The sequence below is a fragment of the Bacillus sp. OV322 genome (genome assembly GCF_900112495.1).
Taxonomy (GTDB): Bacteria; Bacillota; Bacilli; order Bacillales; family DSM-1321; genus Peribacillus.
Genome location: NZ_FOMA01000008.1, coordinates 42,644 through 67,702, shown reverse-complemented (window position 1 = coordinate 67,702; position 25,059 = coordinate 42,644). Strand labels below are relative to the sequence as shown.

Annotated in this window: 25 protein-coding genes; 5 read left to right on the top strand and 20 right to left on the bottom strand. The window is 39.1% G+C overall.

Annotated elements, in window-relative coordinates:
- Window positions 1-83: 83 nt before the first annotated feature.
- From abc-f to BM126_RS18730, 7 genes are all read right to left on the bottom strand, one after another.
- Window positions 84-1,721 carry a ribosomal protection-like ABC-F family protein gene (gene abc-f / locus BM126_RS18760; RefSeq protein ID WP_090990957.1) on the bottom strand — a complete coding sequence of 546 codons (1,638 nt, stop codon included), beginning with the start codon at window positions 1,719-1,721 and terminating at the stop codon, window positions 84-86.
- 318 nt (window positions 1,722-2,039) lie between these two features.
- Complete coding sequence (locus BM126_RS18755) at window positions 2,040-2,618, bottom strand: TerD family protein (protein WP_090990956.1); 579 nt, start codon at window positions 2,616-2,618, stop codon at window positions 2,040-2,042.
- A gap of 269 nt (window positions 2,619-2,887) precedes the next feature.
- The gene (locus BM126_RS18750; RefSeq protein ID WP_090990955.1) at window positions 2,888-3,274 is read right to left on the bottom strand and encodes a MazG nucleotide pyrophosphohydrolase domain-containing protein; all 387 of its coding nucleotides are present in this window, start codon (window positions 3,272-3,274) and stop codon (window positions 2,888-2,890) included.
- Between the two features lie 36 nt (window positions 3,275-3,310).
- Window positions 3,311-3,814 (bottom strand): DUF6933 domain-containing protein, encoded by a 504-nt coding sequence (locus BM126_RS18745; protein ID WP_090990954.1) that lies wholly within the window; start codon window positions 3,812-3,814, stop codon window positions 3,311-3,313.
- A 104-nt stretch (window positions 3,815-3,918) separates the two neighbouring features.
- Entirely contained in the window at window positions 3,919-5,181 is a 1,263-nt protein-coding gene (locus BM126_RS18740) for an MFS transporter (protein WP_090990953.1), read from the bottom strand.
- Between the two features lie 169 nt (window positions 5,182-5,350).
- Window positions 5,351-5,869, bottom strand: a complete 519-nt coding sequence (locus BM126_RS18735) for a spermidine/spermine N(1)-acetyltransferase (RefSeq protein ID WP_090990952.1) — start codon at window positions 5,867-5,869, stop codon at window positions 5,351-5,353.
- 26 nt (window positions 5,870-5,895) lie between these two features.
- Entirely contained in the window at window positions 5,896-6,348 is a 453-nt protein-coding gene (locus tag BM126_RS18730) for a MarR family winged helix-turn-helix transcriptional regulator (protein ID WP_090990951.1), read from the bottom strand.
- 558 nt (window positions 6,349-6,906) lie between these two features.
- Between BM126_RS18730 and BM126_RS18725 the strand changes: the two genes are divergently transcribed.
- Together BM126_RS18725 and BM126_RS18720 are read left to right on the top strand one after the other, a co-directional pair.
- Window positions 6,907-7,470 (top strand): glycerol-3-phosphate responsive antiterminator, encoded by a 564-nt coding sequence (locus BM126_RS18725; protein ID WP_090990950.1) that lies wholly within the window; start codon window positions 6,907-6,909, stop codon window positions 7,468-7,470.
- A gap of 255 nt (window positions 7,471-7,725) precedes the next feature.
- Window positions 7,726-9,681 carry a lamin tail domain-containing protein gene (locus tag BM126_RS18720; protein ID WP_090990949.1) on the top strand — a complete coding sequence of 652 codons (1,956 nt, stop codon included), beginning with the start codon at window positions 7,726-7,728 and terminating at the stop codon, window positions 9,679-9,681.
- A 98-nt stretch (window positions 9,682-9,779) separates the two neighbouring features.
- Here the strand turns inward: BM126_RS18720 and BM126_RS18715 are convergent, their stop codons facing one another.
- The 4 genes from BM126_RS18715 to BM126_RS18700 form a co-directional block, all read right to left on the bottom strand.
- Window positions 9,780-10,481, bottom strand: a complete 702-nt coding sequence (locus BM126_RS18715; protein WP_371261473.1) for an MgtC/SapB family protein — start codon at window positions 10,479-10,481, stop codon at window positions 9,780-9,782.
- A 35-nt stretch (window positions 10,482-10,516) separates the two neighbouring features.
- Window positions 10,517-11,317, bottom strand: a complete 801-nt coding sequence (locus BM126_RS18710; protein WP_090990948.1) for an HAD-IIA family hydrolase — start codon at window positions 11,315-11,317, stop codon at window positions 10,517-10,519.
- Between the two features lie 141 nt (window positions 11,318-11,458).
- Window positions 11,459-12,232, bottom strand: coding sequence for a sugar phosphate isomerase/epimerase family protein (locus tag BM126_RS18705; RefSeq protein WP_090990947.1), 774 nt, complete (start codon window positions 12,230-12,232; stop codon window positions 11,459-11,461).
- Window positions 12,233-12,234: 2 nt separating this feature from the next.
- Entirely contained in the window at window positions 12,235-13,587 is a 1,353-nt protein-coding gene (locus BM126_RS18700) for an MFS transporter (RefSeq protein ID WP_090990946.1), read from the bottom strand.
- A 385-nt stretch (window positions 13,588-13,972) separates the two neighbouring features.
- On the opposite strand from BM126_RS18700, the gene BM126_RS22570 reads away from it, so the two are divergent.
- Window positions 13,973-14,140 carry a hypothetical protein gene (locus BM126_RS22570; RefSeq protein ID WP_177201506.1) on the top strand — a complete coding sequence of 56 codons (168 nt, stop codon included), beginning with the start codon at window positions 13,973-13,975 and terminating at the stop codon, window positions 14,138-14,140.
- A 25-nt stretch (window positions 14,141-14,165) separates the two neighbouring features.
- On the opposite strand, the gene BM126_RS18695 is transcribed toward BM126_RS22570, so the two are convergent.
- The 5 genes from BM126_RS18695 to BM126_RS18680 form a co-directional block, all read right to left on the bottom strand.
- Window positions 14,166-14,636 carry a GGDEF domain-containing protein gene (locus BM126_RS18695; protein WP_256213188.1) on the bottom strand — a complete coding sequence of 157 codons (471 nt, stop codon included), beginning with the start codon at window positions 14,634-14,636 and terminating at the stop codon, window positions 14,166-14,168.
- The gene (locus BM126_RS22030; protein ID WP_141770105.1) at window positions 14,633-15,052 is read right to left on the bottom strand and encodes a PAS domain-containing protein; all 420 of its coding nucleotides are present in this window, start codon (window positions 15,050-15,052) and stop codon (window positions 14,633-14,635) included. The genes BM126_RS18695 and BM126_RS22030 overlap by 4 nt, the downstream gene beginning before the upstream one ends.
- 864 nt (window positions 15,053-15,916) lie before the next feature.
- A complete protein-coding gene (locus BM126_RS18690; protein ID WP_090990944.1) occupies window positions 15,917-16,789 on the bottom strand; it encodes a Cof-type HAD-IIB family hydrolase in 873 nt (290 codons plus the stop codon).
- A gap of 398 nt (window positions 16,790-17,187) precedes the next feature.
- Complete coding sequence (locus tag BM126_RS18685; protein ID WP_090990943.1) at window positions 17,188-17,652, bottom strand: phage tail protein; 465 nt, start codon at window positions 17,650-17,652, stop codon at window positions 17,188-17,190.
- Between the two features lie 15 nt (window positions 17,653-17,667).
- Complete coding sequence (locus BM126_RS18680) at window positions 17,668-18,150, bottom strand: GyrI-like domain-containing protein (protein WP_090990942.1); 483 nt, start codon at window positions 18,148-18,150, stop codon at window positions 17,668-17,670.
- Between the two features lie 106 nt (window positions 18,151-18,256).
- Between BM126_RS18680 and BM126_RS18675 the strand changes: the two genes are divergently transcribed.
- Complete coding sequence (locus BM126_RS18675) at window positions 18,257-19,219, top strand: helix-turn-helix transcriptional regulator (RefSeq protein WP_090990941.1); 963 nt, start codon at window positions 18,257-18,259, stop codon at window positions 19,217-19,219.
- Between the two features lie 430 nt (window positions 19,220-19,649).
- Window positions 19,650-20,087: a VOC family protein gene (locus BM126_RS18665; RefSeq protein ID WP_090990939.1), complete on the top strand. Its 438-nt coding sequence runs from the start codon at window positions 19,650-19,652 to the stop codon at window positions 20,085-20,087.
- Window positions 20,088-20,324: 237 nt separating this feature from the next.
- Here the strand turns inward: BM126_RS18665 and BM126_RS18660 are convergent, their stop codons facing one another.
- The 4 genes from BM126_RS18660 to rlmD all read right to left on the bottom strand — a co-directional run bounded on the left by BM126_RS18660 (window position 20,325) and on the right by rlmD (window position 24,848).
- The gene (locus BM126_RS18660) at window positions 20,325-20,894 is read right to left on the bottom strand and encodes a histidine phosphatase family protein (protein ID WP_090990938.1); all 570 of its coding nucleotides are present in this window, start codon (window positions 20,892-20,894) and stop codon (window positions 20,325-20,327) included.
- Window positions 20,895-21,318: 424 nt separating this feature from the next.
- The gene (locus tag BM126_RS18655; protein WP_177201504.1) at window positions 21,319-22,737 is read right to left on the bottom strand and encodes a DUF4179 domain-containing protein; all 1,419 of its coding nucleotides are present in this window, start codon (window positions 22,735-22,737) and stop codon (window positions 21,319-21,321) included.
- Entirely contained in the window at window positions 22,730-23,269 is a 540-nt protein-coding gene (locus BM126_RS18650) for a sigma-70 family RNA polymerase sigma factor (protein WP_090990936.1), read from the bottom strand. The genes BM126_RS18655 and BM126_RS18650 overlap by 8 nt, the downstream gene beginning before the upstream one ends.
- 199 nt (window positions 23,270-23,468) lie before the next feature.
- Window positions 23,469-24,848 carry a 23S rRNA (uracil(1939)-C(5))-methyltransferase RlmD gene (gene rlmD / locus BM126_RS18645; RefSeq protein ID WP_090990935.1) on the bottom strand — a complete coding sequence of 460 codons (1,380 nt, stop codon included), beginning with the start codon at window positions 24,846-24,848 and terminating at the stop codon, window positions 23,469-23,471.
- Window positions 24,849-25,059: the final 211 nt, after the last annotated feature.

Sequence of the window (25,059 nt, the reverse complement as noted above, 5' to 3'; positions counted from 1 at the left end):
TTCGTTCGTAGATTCGCCCCTTTAATCCACATATTTCGCCTCAAAACCCCTATATCCTCTTTTTTACTTTTTTACATCATCATTTATTCCTTCAATAGCTGCTGGATTTGTTTGGTTAGCTCTATAAATTTCAAATCCAGCTTTTGATACTCTTTGTCTTTTGGTGTGAGAAAGCTTAGCTTCCCTAATACTTCTTGTCTTTCTGTTTCAAGCCTTAACCGGCATTCATCCTGATCACCCTTTTTTTCTTCCTCTCCATTCCATTGTTTTTGAATGCGATGATTGGTAATAACAAGTTTGCTTGTTGTTGTTTTTTCGAGTAAATACCGGTCATGCGACACAACGATTAATGTGCCATTATACTCAGACAATGTTTTTTCAAGCTGTTCCCGTGAAGCTAAATCAAGATGATTCGTCGGCTCATCTAACATCAGCACATCTTTTTCTTCTAATATATATTCCATTAGCTTACATTTCACGCGCTCACCCATGCTCATATTCCCGATAGGTTCTGACCATTGTGATGCCAAAAACCCTAAATTCTTCATCAGTGTCTGGACTTTCCCTCTCTCCTGGAAGGTTTCTTTAAAAAACAACTTCTCGGGAGTTTGATCCAGAGGCAAATCGAATACCTCTTGCGTTAAATAGCCAATTTTTGCAGATGGCGATACCCATACCTCACCCTGTGCACGTTCCAGTCCGGCAATCACTTTCAGTAAAGTCGTCTTTCCGCTGCCATTTGGTCCTAATATGGATACCTTCTCACCATGCTGAATCGTGAAATTAACATTTTGGAACAGTGTCCGTCCGTGAAAGGATTTTGTGATATTCTTCATTTCTAAAAACCGCTTGCCGGTCTTATTATTTGCTTTCATAGAAAATCGCACATCATGATCCGGCACGAGCTTCTCTGCTTTTGCCTTCTCAAGTTCTTTTTCAAGACGTTTTTGTTTTGACTTCACTTGTGCATCCATCCGTTTTGCTTTAACACGATAGTGCTCTTTATAACCTTCTTGTTTTGTTGATTGTGCATGGGCTTTTTGCGACCAGGAATTAAGCTCATTCATTTGAGCCTGAATATTTTCCATCATCTTTTGCTGCTTTTCATATTCCCGCTGCTGGGTGAGCCTTTTCAATTTTCGGGCCTCCATATAACTGGAATAATTCCCTTTGTGTTCAATGAGTTTTTTGCCTTCGATCGACCAAATCTTTGTTGCCGCAGCATCCAGGAAATATCGATCGTGGGAAACAAAAATGATGGTGCCTTTATAATTTTTAATTTGTTTATGAAGAAATTCTAAGCTTTGCGAGTCAAGATGGTTCGTCGGTTCATCCAGCAGCAAAAGATCTGCGTCCATTGAAAAGCCTGCGGCAAGACGTGCTTTCAGTTTTTCTCCGCCGCTTAATGTCCGGTAATCATGGACTGGCACATGCCATTTTTCCAGTAATTTGGCCTCAGCAGGGTTTCTTCCTTCCACAGAATAAGACTCGGTTTCCTGTTCAACCAACACCACCTTCAAGTCCTGCTGGAGCCAGCGTATGTGCCCCTGCGCTGGAACCCTGTTATTGCTGATAATATCAAGCAGGCTGGATTTTCCAGCACCATTACTGCCAATGACACCGATGATATCTCCTTGCTGTACACTTGCATTCACATCTTCAAAAACAACATGATCCTTGATTTCAAAACATATATTTTGTAATTTCATAAGCTCTTTCATACAATCCATCCCTCGTTTAAGGGAGAACAAAAAAATCCTCCCAATATTTTGGAAGGATTAGCCGCGTTTTGCATACTCGAATAAGCTATTGTTAATAGCTTTACAGTTAAAAGAAAATGGGCAGACTAATCCTATGTTATATGATTTGAAATATGCAATTTCAAATGATAAAAAATAGGTTAGTTATCCATTGGCCACCCATCATCCTCTCGGTCGTTATTAAAAAAATTGTAACATATCTCCAGCATATATGAAATAGTTAATTACGGCAGAAAAAAAGCGCATGAACGAATTCATGCGCCAAACTGCTCTAAATAGTCAAACCTGCAGGCCAAAGTCTGTAGCAATACGCCCCAATCCGCCCTGGTAGCCGGAACCGACTGCAGAAAACTTCCATTCCCCGTTATGGCGGTACAGCTCTCCAACAATGATAGCTGTTTCAATTGAGAAGTCTTCGCCAAGATCATAGCGGATGATTTCTTCATTAGTATCTTCGTTGACAATGCGGCAGAAGGCATTGGAAACTTGCCCGAAGTTTTGGCTGCGTGCTTCTGCGTCATGAATCGTGATAACGAAAGAAACCTTCTCCACATTTGCTGGAACATTAGCAAGGTTCACCTTAATCTGCTCGTCGTCCCCTTCACCTTCACCTGTGCGATTATCTCCGGTATGTACTACAGAACCATTTCCGCCCTCTAGCTGGTTATAAAAAACAAAGTCTGCTTCTGTAGCGCATTTTCCATTTGCATTTAAAAGGAATACACTTGCGTCCAAGTCAAAATCATTGCCGCCGTCATATCTGTTTGTATCCCAGCCAAGTCCGACCACTACTCGGGTAAGCCCGGGATTTGTTTTCGTCAAATCAATCTTTTGCCCTTTAGATAAAGATAAAGCCATAATTATCCCCTCTTTCTGGTTTATGGACCCCTTTGAAACTGCAAGGTCATTACCATTCATTTTACAGAAAACAAAACGGAAATAATAGCAATAGTCACTGTAGACTTTTCAGGGGTTAGCATAGCGCCCATTTCGTCAATTGAAACAGTAGTCGCTGCAACCTTCGCCTTCCTACTGCAAAATGAAATGAATGAGAGCTCTTGGCAGTTTTCCAATTCTAAATAGCCCGTCCACACTTACAGAAGCATGTATCTGAATCATCTCTATCATCACTTACTCGTTTTCAGCCTGATGTCTTTGTTTTTTCTGGCCTTTACTTCCTCCATTTTCGAGTAAAAGCTTGTTTCTAAATCTATTTCAAAGTAATTAGACAACTTCATAATATACGCCATGCAATCGGCAAGCTCCTTGCCCAAATCTGCTTTAATGCTTTCTCTTGCTAATGTAAACGCCATTTCTTCGTCCATTCCATCATGAATACTTTCATTTGTCTGATTAAAGGCCTTTCTCAGTTCTTCAGCAACCTCAGCAACCTCTGTAGTCAAAAGCATATAGTTATTTAAAATTGAAGCTCTGCTTTTCTCATAATTTTCCTCATTTATTTCCCAGCCCATCTCTTTCTGAAACTGTTTTGCAAATGCCTGTAATTCCTTCATTTATTTCTCCTTTTTCGTCATATTTATTACTAATTATCAGCCTTGATTTACATACTCCTTCATTAAATCAACCGGATATCCCTTTAGCTTCATAAAAATAAACCTATTATTAAAACGATTCATTTCTTCTGGGTTAAAGTTCAATACATCTTGCCCGGTTTGAATGAAATGCTCAACATTGTAGATAATCTCATTGAGGCAGCCAATCGTGCTTCTGTCATGAGTTTTAGTAAATTCCATTTCTCCTCCCTTTTGCATGAAGCTGTTTATGGCTTCTTTTTTAAAGCCATCAGCCTTCATATTTTCTTCGAGACCGTTTCTTATGATTTCTCCAATATTCATAAAGTCTTTCTTTTTAAGCCCTATTTTCACTAAACTATATAGAGTTTTATCATGGGCGAGGGCGATGCCTTTGTATCTGCCAATTTTGAATAAATTCATATGCCATATCTCAGCAGTGCCCTGTGCCTTCTCTTCATAGCTTGAGAGGTCGAGCATTAATTCTTTTTGCAGTTTTTGTGTAACTCCTATTGTGAACATCTTAAATTCCTCCTATAAAAAAACATCTGCAGCTTTATGCAGATGTTTTTTAATTCGTTTAGCAGAGCTGAATGACCTATGGTATCTGCCACTCTGCCCGAAAATCATGAAGATAACTGTTTGCCAGTCCTTTTTGCTATCTGCTCCTCATTTATAAGAAGGACTCCTAATAAGCCAATAAGCGAAAAGGCAACGGGAATGATGAATCCATAATGATACCCTGTTACCGCGGCACTGGCATGAAAATGGTCCAATACCTTGCCAAAAATGACCGGCAAAAGAATGGCACTGGTGAAACCGCCGGTATTAGCCAAGCCGGAAATGACCCCAACCTCTGTTATAGGAAAGGATTGGCGGACGACGACAAAGGTCAGCATACTCGCCCCGTTTCCGTAACCAATGATGAAGAACAGAATAACGAGCATCACAAACGGAGGCTTCCCATCCATCACTAAGAACATCGACCAGCTTAAGACAACTAATATATAAATAATAAGATATGGACGTTTCACCGTATCAATCCGTTTAGAGATCCAGCTGGTCAAAATCGACCCGACAATCGCTCCCACAAGGCCAATCATAATAAGCTGGCTTGCGTGGGACCTTGTCATGCCATAAACATGCATTCCGAACGGCACAGCCCAGGAGCCGATGAATCCTACATAAGTTCCCACAACACCAAAATGGCAGAAAAACGTGCTCCAGGCTTGCCTGCTGAAAAAGACACGGCGAAGGATCGAAACAGTTTTTTCCCGCTTATGCTCTTTTTTATCCGGAGACAAAAAATTCATTTGTTTTGGTTTCTTTTCGAGGACCACATAAAGGACAAGCGAACAAACAATCAGGATGATGCCTGTTGTCATAAACGGCGGTCTCCATCCCGCAGATGAAATCCACACTGAGAACGGGACGGTAGCAAATAGAAACCCTAAGCTGCCTGTGATGCCTGCCATCCCCAGCAAACCGACAAATTCCTGTGCCCTGAACCATTGGCTTAATATAAGAACCAAATTAATCCAAATGGCGGCGTCACCCACTCCTGCCATCATTCTGGCAATCAGGAGAACATGTGCATCTGGTGCCAGACTGTACAGCAGGGTTCCAAGGCCGTTCATCAGTGTCCCTCCTATAAGAAAAAAGTTGGGACCAAAACGGTCAGATAAAATTCCAATCGGAATCTGCAATCCAGAATAGGCAAAAAACTGAACGCTTGCAAACAATCCAATCATTGATGCCGATACACTAAAGTCCTTCATCAATTGATCAGAAATCAGCCCGGGTGCAGTCCTTTGGCTTACGATTAAAAAGTATGACAATAATACTGAAGCAAAAACAATCCATCTATACTTACTATCTTGTTTATTCAATGTTCCAATCTCCTGTTAGTAATATGAGTATTCTAATTATACCCCTAATTCCAGGAAGCAACGATAAAAAATACTTTTTAGCCAAAGATGCCGCAAAGTGCGGTGCCGCCATCTGACTCCCTATATATTTCGAAGGTAAGTATTTTTAAGGATACATAACAGCCATGATCTAGCTGAGTGTCTTCGTCATTATTATGTCTGTTTGTTCTTCATCCCCCATATAAAAAGAGTGGGCTCCCTTCTCGGCAAATCCTAATTTCTTATAAAATGCAATCGCGTTTTCATTCTTTTCCCATACACCCAGCCAGATTTTCTTTTTGCCGCATTCCATCGCAATATCCATAGCTTTGTTCAGCAGATATTTACCAAGCCCTTGTTTTTGAAAATTATTTTTTATATAAATTCTTTCGATTTCAAGTGATTCATCGCCCATTTCTTCAGACTGGGCATCATTGATATTGACCTTTAGATATCCTGCGGCTTCCTTATTAAAGTAAACAAAAAAGAATTGAGAAGAAAGATTGTCTAATTCTTTTTCTAATTGTTTTAAATCAAATGCTTTTTCTAAGTAGGAATTCATATTTTCAGCTGAATTCTGGTGCATAAATGTCTCTTTAAATGTTTCACAGCTCATTTCTTGAAGCTCGTGTAAATCTTTAAGCGTACACTTTTTTAAATGTATAGACATCTTAAAATCTTCACTCCTTTACATCATCAATATCTTCTCTTGTTTCCTTTTTTAACGAATTCCCAATCCTTTTCTACGTTTTTCCTTACCTTTTGAAGAAGATTGGCAATGATTTCTGTCTCTTCTTGGGTTAACCCCTTCAATGCAGCCGTATTGGAATATTCATTTTCTCTTTTAATAATAGGAAAAACATTTTTCCCTTTATCTGTTGGAAACAGTTTTTTGATTTTCTTGTTATGCTGATCTTCTTTCTTTTCAATAAAGCCATTCATCTCAAGTTTTTTTATCGCCCGGGCTGCCGTTGTCCGGTCTACTTTTATCATCCCAGCTAACTTTTCTTGAATGATCCCCGGGTTTTCACAAATCCTGACCAGGTACAAATACTGTCCTTTAGTGAGGTCATATTCTTTAAATTCTATATTACTGATAGAGTCTAATGCCCTTGCAATCATGCCAATTTCACGAAGAATCTCTTTCATCATTACCTCCTTAGCACACCTTTTTATTGTAAACGCAACAAAAATACCACCCATTAAATGTACCTCAAAATTGTTGCATATACAACAAAAAATAATGAAAGATTCATAGCGAAAACTTTATTGCTAAGGCATTAATCAAAGAAGGTGTTCCTGCTTCAGGGGCGGGCAGCCAATAAACAACTTAATAAGAGGCACCTAACTTGTTAAAAGATCCATTATCAGAACGATAACAGCAGGAAGAATATATCTACTAAAAGCGCAATGGTTAGTTTAATAAGAAAGGACCGGCAACAATTATTCTTTGAATAATCTATTGCATACTTCCTATTTTTATAAGGGAAATAAAAAGAGTCCACAAAAACATTATCATTCCAGATAATGTTTTGTGGTCTCTCTGTTAAATAACATAATGAATCCAAGGTGAGTACATCATGATATTAATATCTTATTTAAAGGAAAAAAATACTTTATATAGAATAATAATATATACTATTTTTTCAATAGTTATAATGTGAACTATTATTCAATTTTCCAGTAAAAATCAAGGGGCTGTTGCATTTGAATATTGTCGATCTTGTTCAGTCACAAGTTATTGCATCCATAAAAAGTGAAGCGGATATTGAAAAAGCTATAGCAAGTAATTGTAACATTGTTTTCCTATTAACAGGAAATCTATTAAATATGAAGGATTATCTTGACCGGTTAAAACAAGCAAAGAAGCATATTTTTATCCATATTGATTTTATCGAAGGCCTATCCAACACAAGAAGCGCAATTAAATACATTGCCCAAAGTTGGAAGCCAACAGGGATCATTACGACGAAGAACACCCTCATTAAATTTGCAAAAGAAGAAAAAATGATGACCATTCAGCGCATTTTCCTAATTGATCGATCTGCAATCCAAAAAGGGATTGAAATGTGCAAGACTTATAGTCCGGATGCAATCGAGATCTTACCCGGTTTAATGCCAAATATAATTGATCAACTTACCGGACAAATCAATCTTCCTATCATTGCCGGCGGCTTAATCAGTAGCAAGGATGATATCCTGCAGGGGCTAGAAGCAGGTGCCTTGGCTATTTCGTCAGGGGATCCTTCCCTTTGGAACTTTGATATTTAATATTGCCATTTCATTTACCTTATGTTATTATTTGAATAATCAGATATTTAGGTACTTTTCTATTGTAGGTCCTTGGGTAGAGATACGGAGAACCCTGTGACCTTCAAATATACTACAAGTTTTGTAGTATATTTGAAGGTCACAGGGTTTTTTATTTTATTTCCTTGTATAAGCCTAGGATTCTATTGCAGGAAAATTGCGTTGGGAAAGTCTGATTGTTTTGAAGATCACCAAAAATGAAGGAGTGGGGAACGAATGACGAGTAGTAAGCCACACAAATGGGGAGTATATCTTGTTGCACTTGTTTTGTCACTAGGAAACATCTTGGTGTTCGATACTGCCAAATCAAAGGCAACTGAAAATGTGGTTCCTAAGCTGCTGATCACTGAGGTTGTTCCAGATACAGATAACTATTCTGGTTATGATGCCTATGAGTATGTAGAAATCTATAATAATAGCGACAAGGAGGTAGACTTACAAGGGTATCACCTTAAATCCGGCGGCTGGAATGAAGTTATTCAGCAGCCTGCAAAAATTGCCCCATGGGATACGATGCTTTTTTGGACAAGGAGGCAAGAAATTCAGTCTCTCACATTGGAAGGGCTTAACCACTTTTATTTTTCATCCTACAATAGCAAATATGTAAATGAAAATCGTATACAACGGTTAGAAAATATCGGCGGTTTGGTGAATAGCAGCCAGCAGACAGTATCCCTTATCGAACCAAATGGCCAGGAAGTTGTTAAAGCCACTTATAAAGGGGATAACGTCATCGCCAATAAATCCATCACCTTTGGATTTCCGCAAGATAGAAGCCACTCGATGCAAATTCTTTCCGGCAATCAAACACCGACACCAGGCTGGATCCATCCGAATCAGGCACCTCCTAGGCCAAAGCTAGATGAGGTCGCACCGCAAATTCCTGCTAATATTAAAGCGGCTGCCGGTAACGGTGAAGTTTCATTAACTTGGGATCAAAATCCAGAGTCCGACCTCTACCGATATAATATTTATAAAGATGGCGCAATAGAGTACTCCGTGCCCGCTTCCAAGCAAGAGTTCACCCTTTCCCTGCTTACGGGGAATTTGGATTATCACCTTCAAATGACAGCTGTTGATACCTCGGGAAATGAATCGGCAAAATCAGCGATTTACACGGTAAGACCAGGACATCAACTCATTAGACAGGTTGAAAGGTCCGCAAACAATAAAAATCCAAACTATCAGGCACTTTGGAATATTAGCAGCGACGGCCCGGTAATCCCAGGGCTGGCACAGGATCTGGTACCCCAGGGGCTCGGTTATTATAAGAAAAAAGATTGGTTATTTACCATCAATTATTTGGATGACGGCAGGCCTGGAACTTTATGTGTGATTAATGCAGCTACCGAAAAATTAATTAAATCCATCGAGTTGTACAATCCTGATGGTACACCATACAGAGGACACGCAGGCGGTGTTGCTGTAAGCAAGGACCATGTTTGGGTTTCTTCCGAAAAATATCTTTTTACATTAAATATTAGTGATATTGTCACAGCACAAAATAATGATGAAATAAAGTTTACGAACCAGATTCCTGTTCCAGTCGAAGCAGCCTATGATGTATATGACGATGATTATGGCATCCTTTGGGTAGGTGAATTCTACGAACCAAGCAGTTATCCTACAGACCCATCCCATCACTTGGTTAATCGGACCGGTGAAATGCAATATGCCTGGATGGTCGGATATAAAATTAAAAACAGCACGGATATGCTTTCAAGCGAGCAATGGAACAAAAATTACGAGCAGCCCGCCACTCCTGATTATGTCTTATCGACCACAGGAAAAGTACAGGGAGCAATTGTTCAAAAGAAAGGAATTTCGTTAGTAACCTCCTATGGCCGGGCAAATGACAGTGTTTTATACCGTTATAATGATCCGCTAAAAGAGGAGCCGCATCAATATGTAAAGATAGGCGAAAAACAGGTGCCGCTCTGGTTTTTAGATGGCCAAACAGCAAAACCGGTTCAAAGTATTGTGGCCATTCCAATGAAAGAAGGAGCCGTATTAGTAAAAAGCGACCTCTATGTCTCCTTTGAATCTGGGGCCAACAAGTACCGTTATACCGGCAGATACCCCACGGACCGGATGCTAAAAATTGATATGAAGACATTAATGAAGGATGATCATGATGTAGAAAAGGAAGAGAGAAAGACAAATTTAAAATGAATGGAGAAAAAGGGGAACGGCAAATAGCCATTCCCCTTTCTGCTAAGTTAGATCCAGAAGCAGGCAAATCAAATTTCCTTTACAAAAGATTCACTACCCTAGCCACTAATCTCCGGCCGATAAACCTCGTCTATTTTCGCGATGTTATTATAGAAGTCATAAATATCTTCACGGTAGTTTACCCTTACTTTTAAATGGAGCAGATAAGTGGAATCCGCCAATTCCTTTATATGAAAATGGTCAATTTTCATTTGATACTCCTTTAATTCGTTTATTACTTCCGGAATATCCCTTCTATTCTTTAAAATAAGTTTTAGAGAAAGTTCCTTTGCGTGGAGCTTTCTTAAGCCGATCATCTTAATAAGACTAGGAATCAGTTCTACACTAATGATTAATAAGACGACCCCTGCCATGGCTTCTATATAAAACCCTGCTCCCGTGGCTATTCCAATACCGGCAGCGCCCCAAACCATGGCGGCAGTCGTTAAGCCTGATATCGTATCATCCTCTTTCCTAAGGATAACACCTGCTCCTAAAAAACCAATACCGGACACGATTTGCGCTGCCAATCTTAACGGATCCATTTGGATTTTAACAAAGTCAGAAGCCGGAAAAAGATAGGAAGATTGTATGGAAACAATGGTTAACAAGCAGCTGACAATCGATATCACCAAGCTTGTTTTTAACCCCAAGGGTTTCCTCTTTAATTCACGTTCCAACCCGATAGCCAAGCCTAAGACAGCAGATACCGTGAGTTTCACCAGCATTTCCATATCAAAGGTTTTCATGATATCAATCATTTTCATCCTCTCCTTTTCTGTGCCTAGAATGAGGACTAAAGCGCTTCAGCAATTTCCTTTATTGCAGTGATATCCTTAATGCTCTCCAGTATAAAATCAGGCTTAGAGGACGAATCCTTCACCATGTCAATGGTGGTAATCCCCGTTAATACCAACACGGTTTGCAATTTATTTTCATACCCCATTCGTATATCCGTCTCCAAACGATCACCCACTATAAAGCATTGTTCCGGTTGTAATTGTAATACTTCATTTACAACAAAATCAGCGGCCAGCTTTGATGGCTTTCCCATAATATAATCAATTGGCCGGCCAGTCGACCCTTCGAACGCTCCAATCATAGCGGCGCAATCAGGAACCTGACCGTCTGCAGTAGGACATGTACGGTCTGGATTTGTTGCAAGAATAATAGCTTTATTTCTTGCCCAAGCCTTATAAGCGTTATTTAACTTTTCATAGGTAAATTGCCGGTCCCACCCAAAAACCACATAGGTGGCCAGCTTTGGATCTTCGGTCATCCTAATATTTTCCCGCTTCAGTTCTTCAAACAATGCTGCTTCTCCAATGACATAAACGGAATCTGTACTTATCATATTCTGTTTTAAATAGTTTGCTGTAATATAGTTGGAGTTTATGACCTCATCCAGAATTGTACTGATGCCAAGTTTGTTTAACTTCTTAACATACTCTTCACGGGTCGATATTGATTTATTTGTAAAAAAAACAACCTTATGGCCTTCTTTACGTAAATAATCAATCGCTTCTACCGCTCCGTCAATAATTTGATTATCCAAATAAATCGTTCCGTCTAAATCGAAAATAAAACCTTTAACCATCTAGATACCTCCAAAATGTGCTTCATACATGTTATGAATAAAAAAACCCCCAGCTAAAGAACCTTTAATAAGGTACTTACTAGCTGGGGTGTTCTCTCATTCTCTACCCGTTTGTATTTTGTTTTTAAAAGTGCTATTCAATTAAGCTTTTTCCTTTACCTTTGAAAGATGGGCGATAATATCTTTTAAGGAATATTTATAAGGATTAATTTCATAAACCACAGGTCCATTGAAGTTCTGATTTCGTAAATATTCGAATAGTCCGCTTGATAAATTATTCCCCTCTCCTGGAAGCAGGTGGAGGTCAGATTTCGCGTCATTATCAGATAAATGCACGGCTCCTAATGAATCACCCAGTCTATTAATGGCTTCTTCCAAACTGGTTCCCATTACAGCCAAATGACCAATATCCAGGCAAGCTTTGATATTAGCAGAATTCACCAATTGAATCCATTCATCCATATTCGAGGCAATGTGATGACAATAGTTTAATCTGTCCGGAATCAGATTTTCCAGCAGCAATTCAATACCATTCTCATCCGCTGCTTTTTTTAGCCTTAAAATTCTCTCATTTACTCTCACTACGGATTCATCCCGTTCTTCAGATGACCAAGCATAGCCGCCATGAAAAGTCGCATGCTTAGCTCCATATTTCGTCACCGTTTCAATCCATTCAGTTAACACTTGAATGGTTCTTTCTGATACTGCATGATCAGGAGTTGCCAAATTCAAATCGTGAAATGGCAAATGAACTCCTACTTTTAAATTGGATTGATGGGCATACTCCAAGTATTCCTTTGCTCTCAGTTGTTCAGCCCAGATTTCAACCCCGTCAAATCCCCCAATTTTAATCTCCTTAAATTCGTCAATAGTACCCAACTGTCCAATAGACCAAAGACTAAGCCATGTTTCCATGATTACACTCCCACTGTGTTTTCGTTATTGTTAGCATTAACTGGTATATCTGCGTTTAGTTCCTCTAGATTTTTACCTTTTGTTTCCGGTGCCAGAATAGCAGAAATGATGAGCCCTAGTAAACTAATAACGGCAAAGAACCATAGCGCCTTGCTATTTCCCCAGGAGGCAACTAAATTTGGAAATACTAGTATTCCCATGATGGAACCAATCCGGCTGATGCCTGTAGCCAGCCCGGAAGCACTTGCACGGATTTCGGTCGGAAATAATTCAGTAGGATAAACAAAGTTCAGGATTCCCCCGCCCATATTTGCGAATAAAACTGCCAAGCTAAAAAGAATAACTAAGAATTGCAGACTTGGAGCCGGATTGAGAGCTAAAATGATTAAAGCAATTGACAACCCTGTAAATGAAGTGATAATGAGCGGCCTTCTTCCAATTCTTTCAACAAGATTTAATCCTATAATGGACCCTAAAAGGCCTAATACACTAACCGTTCCTGAACCCAGATATACTAATAATTGCGAACCATTGGTAAACGGTTTTAAGATTGACGGCGTATACATGGAGATGCCATAATAGGCTACCGCATAACAAAACCAAAATCCACAAACAAAGAAGGTGCGGCGGAAAAATGTCTTAGAGAAGACAACCGCTAATTTTTGTTTTGGCTTGGTACTTGGTGGAATGACCACCTTTTCGCCGGTAATCTTCAGCATAATTTCTTCCGCTTCTTTTTCACGGCCTCTTGACGCTAACCATCTAGGGGATTCCGGCAGTGTAACTCTGAAGAAGAAAACGATTAGAGCAAATACAGCCCCGACTAAAAGCATATATCTCCATGCATTATCTCCAAGCGGCAATAACAGGATTCCAACAATATAAGCAAAAACGGCCCCGACAAACCACATGGCTCCTAAAGAGGTGCTGTATTTTCCTCGCTCTTTAGTAGGACTGAACTCCGACACAAGAGTGGCCGAAATCGGATAATCCGCCCCGATCCCAATCCCTAATAAGAACCGAAATAAAATCAGCTGCCAAGGAGCTTGCGCAAAGGCAGTTAATGCTGCAAATACAACAAATGCTAATAAGTCAACCACATACATCGCTTTCCGACCAAACTTATCGGTCAAGTTTCCAAGCCATAACGCCCCGATTAATGAGCCAATAACAGCTGAAGAGGTAATCATGGCTTGCACGCCGGGTCCAAACCCCCACTGACTTAAAATTAACGGCATGGCAACAGCAATGACCGTGAGATCAAAACCATCCAGGAATGTTCCTGCTGCTGACAGCAGCGTAACCTTCCTTTGGAAGCGCTTTAATTTTGGCGAATCGAATTGCTCAAAACTCATAAAATTTCTCCCCTCTCTCATGTTTTTCTCATAAACCATGAGTAGAAAAAAGAAGCCATAGTCAAAAGAAACATGAAATCCATGTTTTTCTGACTATGGCTTCTCTTCATCTCCGGCCATATGGTTACACAAATTAATACTATTTATAAATTATTTATATAATATTCTAATTAGTCTGTCAACATCTATTTTTGACTGAATTTCAAATTTGTTTTTTTATTAAAAGATGCCAACTGCATAATATTCCTTGCTCAATTAATTCTTCCTGGATTACTGCACGTTAAATAACGATAATGAAAAAGGAATGGCAGCGAAGGTTCAAATTCTTGGATAGCAATAGAGCGGAATCCCGGATTATCAGGAATTCCACTCTATTTTATTTTTTATGATTAATATTTCTTGGATTTGTATCTACTGGCATGCTTCAGGGGGAATTTCCATCTCTAACAAAAGATGGGAGACTCAACAAAAAGTCGTTGAAAACATAGAGGGTAAGCTGGCCGTGCAGAATATTTCAATTATCCACTCCAGACCTGAAGCAGATAAACTTTAGATTTTCAATAGTATGTAAACTCTCTTCAGCCGCCTAGAATCTTTTTCTGGTTTTTATCTTGGTACATAAACTTGTCGGCCTCTATAAAAAGAGAGTCCATTTTATTAAATGAAACAGTACTGTATGCATAACCAATAGCCATCTTAACATTTCTGGCTATCGATTCAATATAGCAGGTATTAAATCTCTTATGTAACGACTCTGCCAAGCTTTCGACCTCTTCCAGGGACTTGTCTGCTATTAGCAAGGCAAATTCATCTCCGCCAATCCTTGCAGCAATAATCCGCTCACTCTTGGAAAATTCTTTTAATATATCAGCTGATGTCCTTATTAAAAGATCCCCTTCTTTATGTCCATATAAATCATTAACGGTTTTCAATTCGTTTAAATCACATATTATAAGACCTGCAGGAGAATTGATTTCCTCATCATATTTTCTCATTTGAGTTTCGAAAAAGCCCCGATTGAATAAATCTGTTAAGGCATCATGATTCATTCTATATTCAAGTTCCGCCTGTAATTCCATTTTATCATCAATATTTCGCATACTCCTTGAAGAGCCGCCAGTTTCCCATTTTCAAAAATGGGTGTAGCATATTCTTCAAACCAGCGGTACCTTCCTTCACTATCTTTCCATCGTTGAATAATACCACTGCTATAATCTAATTCACCTTTTATCTTTTTAATTAAAATATGATAATCATCAGGATGAATATCCATAAAGGCCACATCCGCACTAACTAATGCTCCAGCGATTGAACCTTTGCCAAAAAAGTTTTCTGCAGAGGGACTAAGATACTTGAACTTAACTTCCGGGTAAACTTGGGCATAGTAAATAAAATCGTTCGTATTTTCAACAATGTGCACAAAGCTCTCATGAGTGAAACTAAGCTCTGTTTTCTTTCTTTTCATGGTTTTATGAAAAAAGAATAGTATTGTCCATAAAAGACTTGCAATGATGAATCCGTAACAAAATATCATGGTGTTATCCTTCTTTATAACTTTATATTTTCTCTATTTATACTTAAATCATCTTGTAAGAACCATTTTGTTAAATCTGATCTCAGTAAATTATCAATAATAAAAGAGACCATTTATCCCCATAGTCTCTTTAACTTCATTATTAATCAAGAAACTATCTCTTTCAGTCAATGTGCCCTTATCCAATAAAAACGGGCCAATAGTTATATTACCATTGTAGTGGTAACAAATTCCATTAAAAAAGTAATATTTTTACTTTATGTTATCTCAAACGGATCTTTACTAAAGCCGCATTTATTCCGAATGTTTGTACAACAAACACCCCTGGATTAGTTGAGATTGTTTAAATGGAAAAGCTTACGGTCAACTAACGGCTGCTTATATATTAAATCAGTTGTCAAATGAGGTAGCTTCTCTTTTACTATAAAAGGGGCAGGATAGTGTAATTAGGAGTTTAAATTTATTGTATTAAAAAGGAGAGTGAATATAAGGATGGTGGTTTATTTGGAGGGTATAGAATACATGCCGATTTTGACAATGAATTTAAGTTAGTTAAGGCAAATATTTAGTTTCTAGAGATCGAGTATGTTTTTGACTAACGAGGCAACGTTACTGTTTTTCACTTAAACTAACGAGGGCTTTAGTTGACTAAGTGAATATTAAAGGGACCTTATATTAAAAATCAACAAAGTCGTTTAACAGATATAAAAGAGCGCTTCTCCTCTTTGCAGATTTCGAAAAAGAAAAGGTATCGAGGGGCCGCCCTGATACCTTTTTGGTTCTTTTATTAAACGTTTAGCTGTTGACCATTGCTGTATTTGAATTCAATACAAGTTCGATTGCATGTGCAACCCCGTTTTCATCATTGGTTAACGTGATATAGTCGCTCACCCTTTTGATGTCTTCCTGTGCATTACCCATCGCAATCGAAAATCCGGCAGCTTGTAACATCGGAATGTCATTGTATTGATCTCCGATAGCAACCGTTTCTTCTAATGGTATATTGAAGTACTTGGCCATAACTTTTAAGCCATTCCCCTTGTTGCCGTTGATATTCATAACTTCAATATTAAAAGGAGAAGAAGTGGTGACATAGACGCCTTCAATAGATTTCATCGCCGTTAATAATCGTTCTTTCTGAACCGGATCCAATACTAAAATAAAAAACTTCTGTATGCTTAATTCCTCATCCTGTAATAAGGTCTGAATGTCACTAAACATTCCTTCAGATTCCTCTGGGATTCTAGTCATTTTTCCAAAGTTCTCATCTTCAAAATGCTCAGGCGGCACAGCTCCCGAGGATAGAACTTGATCTAACCGGGCTGTCCATTCACTATGAAAATAAATTCCCTTATTCGTATAAATTTTAAAAGGAACAGCTTCCCTCTGAACTTCTTCCGTAATTATTTCATCATGGATATCCGTTAAAGAAGTTAACTCTAACAATTTACCATCCGCAAAAACAGCCGTTCCATTACTGCCGCCAATCGGAAGATCTAACTCATATTTTTCTAAAACGCTGCTGATTGACTCAGGCGCCCTGCCGGACAAGACCATTACTTTATGTCCGAGGCCTTGTGCCTTTTTTATAGCTTCTATATTTTCAGGACTAATTTCATTTTTAGAAGATAAAGTAGTCCCATCCATATCAAGTGCAAATAATTTCATTGATATTTCCCCTTCCACTGCAATTACGACCTTTCAATTATAACTCTTTCAATTGGTTAATAAAATGGAAGTGCTTAGCATTCTGTGATTTATGCCCCCGTTTACGGACAGTTTAAAAAGCGACTATGCGGCTAAAAAATATTTTTACTGATTACACTCCGCCAATATTGATTTAATCTATTGAAACACAAAACCCCGATTAGGGGCACTTTTTTATCAGTGTCCTCTATCCGGGGTATAGTTCACTACAGAACTGCTAATATTCATTATCGTACTTGAGAAATTGCAGTTCTCTCCGCTTCTTCAGCGCACAGTGCTCAATGCGTAGGGTGCAGACTGCAATGAATTTCTTATCTTATAAAACAAGTTTATAGAATAGGAGTATACCAAGCGCTCCCTTAATACTCTCCTTTAATTACAAAAAACGAGCCCCTGATTGTTCCAGCGAGTTTGGACTTTTGCCTGGCAAACTTAAACCTGCCTTCCAGTTCCTTTGGGATCTCCATCCCTTCAGAAAGCTTAAAGCCCACTGCCCGCTTCTTAGGATTATCAACCGTATACATAACGTTGACTGAGAGACCATCTTCATAAAAAACGTAGGCAAATCGGATGTTTTCCACTTGAAACCTTGATGTTTGCAACGGTTTGGCCGCAAACTCCAGGGCACGTTCTTCCTTTAAAATCATATTCACATAATCAAGTGTCTCCTGGCTTTCACTCGCTGGCACAACGGTAAATTCGTGTTTGTATTTGTTCATGAAGTAACGGGCTTCATTTGCGCGCAAACCGGCAAGAGCTTCTGCTGCAGGCGAAGATTCAAGGCCAGCCAGAGATACACTTTTAAAATCAACGATACAGGACATTTTCACTCCTCCTTTTTATGATTTCCTGACAACAGGAATCCACATTTCACCAATAATTATGCCGTTGCGCCGCTCCATCTCAACTGTAGTATTCGGCCCGCCAACATAGGCCACATTGGCTGCTTCTGGCAGGACCTGTCCAAAGGCAACCGCAGCCAGCTTGTTATTCAGATCATCTGGCGTCTTCCCTTCCCCTTTCACCACTATATATTCTCCTCTAGGAAATTGAATCACTCGCGCTTCGTCGGGTGCTGTTTCTTCTGTCATGACGCCGGCATAATGCATCATTTTGTTATTGACCGCTTCGTTTACAGCAAAAACTAAGTCATTTGCAGCCATGGATTTTAACGTATCAAGTCTTCCATCTTGGCTCACGGCCTGCCAAAAGTCTGCCTTTTCCTTGTTAATGCCTGCATAGTCCGTGTAGTCGCTCTTCAGCTCTGTTCCAAGACCGATTACGGTAAAGCCTTCTTTTTCTTCCAGCGTATAATTTGCCATTGTTATATCCTCTTTTCTACATTTTTTCAATGAGTTGAATTCTTCGCTTGATAGATATATCATATCCTTAAATCATGTCAAAAAATGATACCATTTAGGAGTGCCAATGAAAAAAGTTGAGCGGATCAATGTCATCATGCGGTATATTAACAACCGCGCCCACTTTACCATTTCTGAAATCATGCGGGAATTTAACATCTCCCGTTCGACAGCGATTAGAGATATCAGAGAAATCGAGGCCATGGGCATGCCGCTTGTCGCTGAAGTAGGAAGGGATGGGGGTTATTTTGTCATGCATAACTCTGTCCTGCCCGATGTCCGCTTTACCAATCATGAGGTAAAAGCGCTTTTTATTGCCTTTATGGCAACCAGAAACCAGCAGCTCCCCTATTTAAAAAGCCGTCAGTCCTTAACTGAAAAATTACTGGGACTTATTTCAGAAAACCAGCAGGAAGACCTTGTTCTTTTGAATCAGATTCTGCTTTTTGAAGGGACCAATCCCCATAATCCCGACCTGCTCGATCTGTCAGACCTTCCCCATCCCATGCTTGAAACACTTATCCAAACCCTTCTTAAGGACAGTCATTTATTGATTACCATCCAAGAAGAGAAGGAAACAAAGTCCTATCAGGTTTATCTCCTGCACCTTTACCGAGAAAAAAGCGTTTGGCTGATTGAATGCTTTGACTTAAAAGAAGAAAAAAAGAAGATCATTCCTGTCGATCTCCTCACCGATGTTAAACTTTACCCGGTGAAAAAAGGAGGAAGCAAGAAAAAAATACTGGAGAAACTAAGCAAGCAGGCAGAAGCAATTAACCTTGTTCTTGAACTTGGACCAAAAGCGATTGCCCAGTTTAAAAAATACCATCCTTTAAAAATTTCAATTTCTTATACAAACCCTTACCAGACCTCAGCTCTACTAAAGACTTTTGTAGATGTGAAAAATTCCGAAGAAGTGGCTGAAATCACCAGCTGGCTGCTTTTCCTGGGCAGAGATGTCAAAGTGAGGGAAGTCCCGGAAGAAGTTTTGAAGGGCATTAAAGACAGATTAGACTTATACGGGCAATGAAAGGGACAGTATCCCTGTGTTTCTTGCCGATTTGCGGTCTGCCAAAGAATCCGAAAAGCAGAGTTAAGCCAACCCCATTTCTCTCCAGATCACCGCTCGGCAATTGTACCGGGAAGCGAGCTTACACCTAATATCACCTTTGAAGGAGAAGAAGCAGATTCCTTAGCAGCACTTTTTGCGCCAAGCCTTGGCATTTCCATTCTCCATGAATTAAAGGAAAGCCCCAAACATCCCCAGCCAAAACCCACACTGCCAACTTGCCTGGTGTGACGGAAGATATCTCTCCTCTCCCACGCAGAATATTAAGCTGTTTGTGCCGGAACATTCCTGAACACAAAAGGACAATTCGCTTTGGTTGGATAAAGAGGAAAACCATTATAGCATCGAGAATAAACATTTAAGCACCTGCGAAAACATTGGAGGTATGAATATGAAGATCCATAGAATTGATCATGTGGGAATAACCGTAAATGATCTCTCAGCAGCTAAAGCGTTTTTTCTTGAACTTGGACTTGATGTGCTGGGGGAAACAGACATGGAAGGCGAATTGGTAGAACGAATCGTCGGGCTTCCTGGTGTTAGGGAAACAGTTGTCATGCTGGGGACACCTGACGGAGAGGCAACGCTGGAGCTGGTTAAATTCCATAATCCTTCAGATGAAAATGGCATCCAGCCCTCTTTTATGAACACCTTGGGAATCCGGCATATTGCTTTTGCGGTAGAAGATATTGAAGCTGTTATCGCCAAATTGAAAAAGAAAGGCGCAGAACTTATTGGAGAGCTACAAAACTATGAAAACACTTATAAGTTATGCTGCGTTCGCGGCCCAGAAGGAATTATTTTAGAGCTGGCGGAAAAAATTCAGTAAAATGGATTTCAAAAAAAACACTGTGGCTGCAGTTCTTTATCGTTAGGACGGCACATCATTACTTGTGTACCATCCTAACAATTGAAGCAATTTCAGGTTTTCTTTTTCGGGAACCTGCTACTTCTTTTTTTCCCGCCTAGTAAAATGGGGATTTTTACTTTCGGTGTATTATAGATATTTAACTGTGTCTAACTCACATTTAAAAGGAGTGCTATCATGGCTAATTTTAGCACTCTATCAATCTTTCCACAGTCTTTCAAACCCAACCAAATTAAAATGTTTATCAATTGTTAGTTTGTATATATCGGGTTTGGTTGTCATGTTCCAAAAATCAAAATCAAATTTTTTATCAAAGTAATTCAATATACACGTCATAATATTGCCGTGTATTCCTATTGCTACTTTCTTTCCATGATATTTAGAAACGGCATCTCTTAAACCATAGATACCACGTTGCTGAACTTCATGGTTTGATTCACCATGGGGATATTTAAATCCGGGATTCTCAAACACATACTTCATTGCTTCCATTGGTCTTTCGAAATGATAATCTCTTGCTGCTAAATCCCTCTCTCTAAAACGGGAATCAACTTCAATTTCTTTATGTATATGTTTTGATAAACCTTCTACAGTTTGTTTAGCCCTTACATAAGAACTAGAAATAATATGTTCAATATTCTCTTTTATCAATATGCCAGTGATTTTATGTGCATCTGCCCAACCTTTTTCAGATAACTCCCTATTCTCTTCGTTATCTAATGAAAAAACAGAATGAGCGTGTCTAACAAAATAAATCTCAGTATCCATCTATTAAAACTCCAGTATTTTACTTTTTCATTAATTATAATCCATTTGGTAAACCAGAAAAAGCAGGAATGAATTAAGTGCTGAATTTCATTTTAACGTCTGAATCTGCTGCAATATATGCATCAAGTTTTCTTATAAATGTTTTTAGTTTCTGATATTTTATGTTCCTTTGAGTACACTCTGACTGAACAAATTAAAAATAAGCAGATGAAGTAAATAGAGCAATGAGAAAATTAGGTATTATACCAATAAAAAAAGATGAAATCGGATTGATTTCATCTTCTTAACTCTTTATAAAACTTCTTTTGCTCCTTCTTTTAACCCTATAATGCTTCATAAATTAATATTTAATAGAAATTTATTCAGATGGAACTGTTGAAGCTTATTATCGTCTTAGAAAACTAACAGTTTCCTCCATATAGCTTTACTGTTTATTCTTTTTCCAGTGAGCGTTCAACAGGATCGGTTGTAATTCCTTAGCTGGGACAAAACTTGAAAAATCGAACTGCAAGATTGTATTATTCAGCTTAAAGTTCATTATTTTCTCTTTCCCTTTTAAATCGAATGTAGATTGAAAGTGTGCTGTCTTTTTATTAATTGTTTTAACCTTATTCAGACGGATGCTATGATTTTCAGGCGGCACTGGATTCTTAGGATCAATTTCCCCAATATAATCCTTATCCACCAACAGCAACTCATACTGCAAGTTATTTTCAAACAAATCAAGCTGGTTTTTGCTTAATCGCTTTGGCAGCCCAGTGAATTGATAGTCGATTACGAGTTTACTTCCCTTTTGGGTGATATCATTTACCTGCAGGCCTAAACCAAGTCTTTTGCTCCTCATAGTAAAGGATTTTTTATCCAAGAACTGTTCTATTTTGGGATCAGCAAGATTTATTGTCTGATAAAAAGTAAGTGAAGTAATAGTTGAATTCAGCTTGGTCATATCAGTACGAATTGTTCTATGATATCCATCTTGTTGTTTAGTTTGCTCTATTGTTGTTCCATTCCCAAACCTGTATACCTTTCCTTTTTCATCAATTGCTTTATAGATATGAATATCATCACTCTTATATTTCTGCACCGTCTCATAGATAAGCGAAGAGGATGCTTTTGCGCTAAGAATTTCTTTTATACGAATTTTAATATTTTCTTCCGGGTACTCCTGCTCCTGGTTAATAGCAAGTGTACTGTTTTTTTTCTGTTGAATAGGGATGTCAAAATTCCATTCACCTTTTATCCCGTTGATATTATGAATAGTAATAGGGAGAGTAAAATTTTCTTTAAATGATTTATACGGATAATCCATTTTCCATTGAAAGTTATATCCGTTTTTCACTTTCTTTACTTCATTTGACTTTAGCCAGGGGTCACGATCCCCTTTTTTATTGTGTTCAAAATTCACATCAAAACTTACTTCCCCTTTTTCGTTATGGCCTTTTTCAACATCTTCATCTACAAATCCCGTAATGGAAACTATACTGCCATCAAAGTAGGCACTTGTGAGTTTTACAGTCACACCATTTTTCGTCAATGATTTGTTAAATTCAGTTACCGCACCCTGATTAGCCAACTCGACACCCTGTAAATCATGAAATTCGTGAAAAATCCCGCCTAATAAGGGGGTATTGGCCAATACTTTATTCATTGTAGGGTTAACAAATCCTGAGGCCATCGTTATTCCTAAAAGAGCAGCTGCAGTTGCGGCTGCAGCAAGAAATTTCTTCTTTCTTTCCTTTCCGCCATGTTCAGTTTTATTTAAACCTTTATTAATTGCATCAAATACTTTATCTTTTGGAACGGCTATTTGATCAATTGCAATTTTTATTTCTTTATTATCCATGGCATTTGTCCTCCTCATTTTTATAGTACTTTTTTAACTCCTCTTTCCCACGGCGTAAATAAGTTTTCACAGTACCTTCGGGAATCTCCATGATGCTGCTAATCGTTTTAATCGAGTAATCGTAATAGTAAAAAAGAATAATGGCTGTACGGTAATTCTCTTTTAACAGCTTAATTGCATTTTGCAGTTGTAAGGATTCCTCAATGTTTACATTTGCTTGACCCGGCAAATTCGATAATATTTCCTCACTCAGCGGAACAACATTGTTCTTTCTCTTTAGAATACGACCTGAACAACGAATGACAATCCTGGTAAACCAGGTCGAAAAATACTCCGGATTTTTTAACGAATGAATAGATGTAAAGGCCTGATAGGTTGCCTCCTGAACAACATCCAACGCATCTTCTTCGTTATGTACATAAAGATATGCAGTCCGATAGATTCTTTCATAGTGCTGTTGGACCAACTTTTCAAAAGCGATCTTATTACCTTTTACAGCTTTTTTAACTAGCCGGTGGCTTTCAATTCCCATCCTTTCTAACCCCCTTTACTAATTAGTGGAATCTATAATCAAGAAAAGTTTCAAAAATCAAAAGTTTTTTACAGGGAAAAGCATAACATGTAAATAAACTCTTAAAATCAAAAAAATAAACAGAAACCATTTTTGGTTTCTGTTTATTTTAATTTTGTAATCCATTGCAAGAAACATGAGAAGTCAACTCACTTAAGTGTTAATTGCCTTCTTTTAAAATGAGTTGCGCTACACACTCCACATGCGTTGTCTGCGGAAACATATCCACAGGCTGTACTTCTATTGTTTTGTACCCACCGTCTTCCAGGATGCGCAGGTCGCGTGCGAGTGTGGCCGGGTTGCAGGAGACGTAGACGACTTTTTTTGGCTTCATTTGTATGATTGTGTTCAGGAGTGCCTCATCACAGCCCTTGCGCGGCGGATCTACGACAAGGACATCTGCTGTGTTGCCTTCTTCGTACCATGCTGGGATAACCTCTTCTGCTTCGCCGACTGCGAATTCAGCGTTTGTGATGCCATTTAGCTCTGCGTTTCTTTTTGCATCAGAGATGGCTTCCGGCACGATTTCCACACCGAAGACTTTCTTCGCTTTTTGGGCAAGGAAAAGAGAGATGGTGCCGATACCGCAATAGGCGTCAATGACAGATTCTTCCCCTGTAAGACCTGCATATTCCAGGGCCTTGCTGTAAAGAACTCTTGTCTGGTCCGGGTTCACCTGGTAAAAGGAGCGTGCAGATATAGCGAATTTCACGTCCCCAATGTAATCGTAAATAACCTCACTGCCCCACAGCACCTTTGTTTTCTCGCCTAGAATGACGTTTGTTTTTTTGGAGTTGATGTTATGGACGATGGATTTTACCTTTGGCAGGCGCTTGATGATTTCTTCGACGATTTTATTTCTTTGGAGAAGCTCTGATGTTCTCGTGATAATCACGACCATAAGCTCGCCTGTTTCTTTGCCGTACCGGGCCATAATATGTCTGAGAACCCCTCTGTGGGTTTGTTCGTCATAGGCCGGAATTCCGAGTTCACTGCAGATTTCCTTTACAGTCTGGACAGCCTCGTTAATGATAGAATCCTGGATCAGGCTTTCATCCGTATCCACGATTTCATGTGTGCGGGGTTTGTAGAAGCCTGCTATCAGCTCCCCGTCTTTTTCGCCGACCGGCACCTGGGCTTTGTTTCGGTAATGCCAGGGATGCTCCATGCCTAAGATGGGGTGAATGCTGACATCCTCAAGCTTGCCGATCCGGGTGAGGACCTGCTTCACCTGGTTTTCCTTGAACTTCAGCTGGCCTTCATAGCTGATGTGCTGAAGCTGGCTGCCTCCGTATTTATGGTTTTCCGAAGCGGAAATATGGACGCGGAATGGACTTTCTTCATACAGCTCAAGAAGCCTGCCGAACGCGTAGCCCTTGTTCACCTTGATAATCTTGATTTTTGCTTTTTCTCCGGGAAGTGCATTTGGAACAAATACCGGATAGCCATCGATCTTGGCTACGCCTGCTCCGTCATGCGTCAGATCTTCAAATACTGCATCTATTGTTTCATTTTTAGCAACTGGTGCTGTTTTTTTCATGTTATACGTCCTTTTCTATTGAAATGCAAAGCACCTTTTCTGTGCTCCAGCAAGTGTTTGTCTAGCTTCAAATAGTTTATCATAATTACCTGTTTTAAAACAAAATCTGCTTTAATTCCCTCACATGCTGCCTTATTTTTTCATAGGATAATAATAAGCCATTTTTTCAGCCATTCCTTAGTCCCAGCTTGTATAAATTGCTTATTTTTGA

Excerpts from the sequence above, each read along its gene's own strand:
- BM126_RS18685 (WP_090990943.1), bottom strand. The coding sequence starts at position 17,652 with ATGTCCTGTATCGTTGATTTTAAAAGTGTATCTCTGGCTGGCCTTGAA.
- BM126_RS18650 (WP_090990936.1), bottom strand. The coding sequence starts at position 23,269 with ATGGGAATTGAAAGCCACCGGCTAGTTAAAAAAGCTGTAAAAGGTAAT.
- BM126_RS18700 (WP_090990946.1), bottom strand. The coding sequence starts at position 13,587 with ATGAGTTTTGAGCAATTCGATTCGCCAAAATTAAAGCGCTTCCAAAGG.
- BM126_RS18655 (WP_177201504.1), bottom strand. The coding sequence starts at position 22,737 with ATGGATAATAAAGAAATAAAAATTGCAATTGATCAAATAGCCGTTCCA.
- BM126_RS18710 (WP_090990948.1), bottom strand. The coding sequence starts at position 11,317 with ATGGTTAAAGGTTTTATTTTCGATTTAGACGGAACGATTTATTTGGAT.
- BM126_RS22570 (WP_177201506.1), top strand. The coding sequence starts at position 13,973 with ATGATTAATATTTCTTGGATTTGTATCTACTGGCATGCTTCAGGGGGA.
- BM126_RS18745 (WP_090990954.1), bottom strand. The coding sequence starts at position 3,814 with ATGTTCACAATAGGAGTTACACAAAAACTGCAAAAAGAATTAATGCTC.
- BM126_RS18720 (WP_090990949.1), top strand. The coding sequence starts at position 7,726 with ATGACGAGTAGTAAGCCACACAAATGGGGAGTATATCTTGTTGCACTT.
- BM126_RS18735 (WP_090990952.1), bottom strand. The coding sequence starts at position 5,869 with ATGTCTATACATTTAAAAAAGTGTACGCTTAAAGATTTACACGAGCTT.
- rlmD (WP_090990935.1), bottom strand. The coding sequence starts at position 24,848 with ATGAAAAAAACAGCACCAGTTGCTAAAAATGAAACAATAGATGCAGTA.
- BM126_RS18690 (WP_090990944.1), bottom strand. The coding sequence starts at position 16,789 with ATGAAATTATTTGCACTTGATATGGATGGGACTACTTTATCTTCTAAA.
- BM126_RS22030 (WP_141770105.1), bottom strand. The coding sequence starts at position 15,052 with ATGAAAAGAAAGAAAACAGAGCTTAGTTTCACTCATGAGAGCTTTGTG.
- BM126_RS18665 (WP_090990939.1), top strand. The coding sequence starts at position 19,650 with ATGAAGATCCATAGAATTGATCATGTGGGAATAACCGTAAATGATCTC.
- BM126_RS18680 (WP_090990942.1), bottom strand. The coding sequence starts at position 18,150 with ATGGCAAATTATACGCTGGAAGAAAAAGAAGGCTTTACCGTAATCGGT.
- BM126_RS18730 (WP_090990951.1), bottom strand. The coding sequence starts at position 6,348 with ATGAAAGAGATTCTTCGTGAAATTGGCATGATTGCAAGGGCATTAGAC.
- BM126_RS18675 (WP_090990941.1), top strand. The coding sequence starts at position 18,257 with ATGAAAAAAGTTGAGCGGATCAATGTCATCATGCGGTATATTAACAAC.
- abc-f (WP_090990957.1), bottom strand. The coding sequence starts at position 1,721 with ATGAAAGAGCTTATGAAATTACAAAATATATGTTTTGAAATCAAGGAT.
- BM126_RS18705 (WP_090990947.1), bottom strand. The coding sequence starts at position 12,232 with ATGGAAACATGGCTTAGTCTTTGGTCTATTGGACAGTTGGGTACTATT.
- BM126_RS18750 (WP_090990955.1), bottom strand. The coding sequence starts at position 3,274 with ATGAAGGAATTACAGGCATTTGCAAAACAGTTTCAGAAAGAGATGGGC.
- BM126_RS18695 (WP_256213188.1), bottom strand. The coding sequence starts at position 14,636 with ATGAATCATGATGCCTTAACAGATTTATTCAATCGGGGCTTTTTCGAA.
- BM126_RS18715 (WP_371261473.1), bottom strand. The coding sequence starts at position 10,481 with ATGATTGATATCATGAAAACCTTTGATATGGAAATGCTGGTGAAACTC.
- BM126_RS18660 (WP_090990938.1), bottom strand. The coding sequence starts at position 20,894 with ATGGATACTGAGATTTATTTTGTTAGACACGCTCATTCTGTTTTTTCA.
- BM126_RS18755 (WP_090990956.1), bottom strand. The coding sequence starts at position 2,618 with ATGGCTTTATCTTTATCTAAAGGGCAAAAGATTGATTTGACGAAAACA.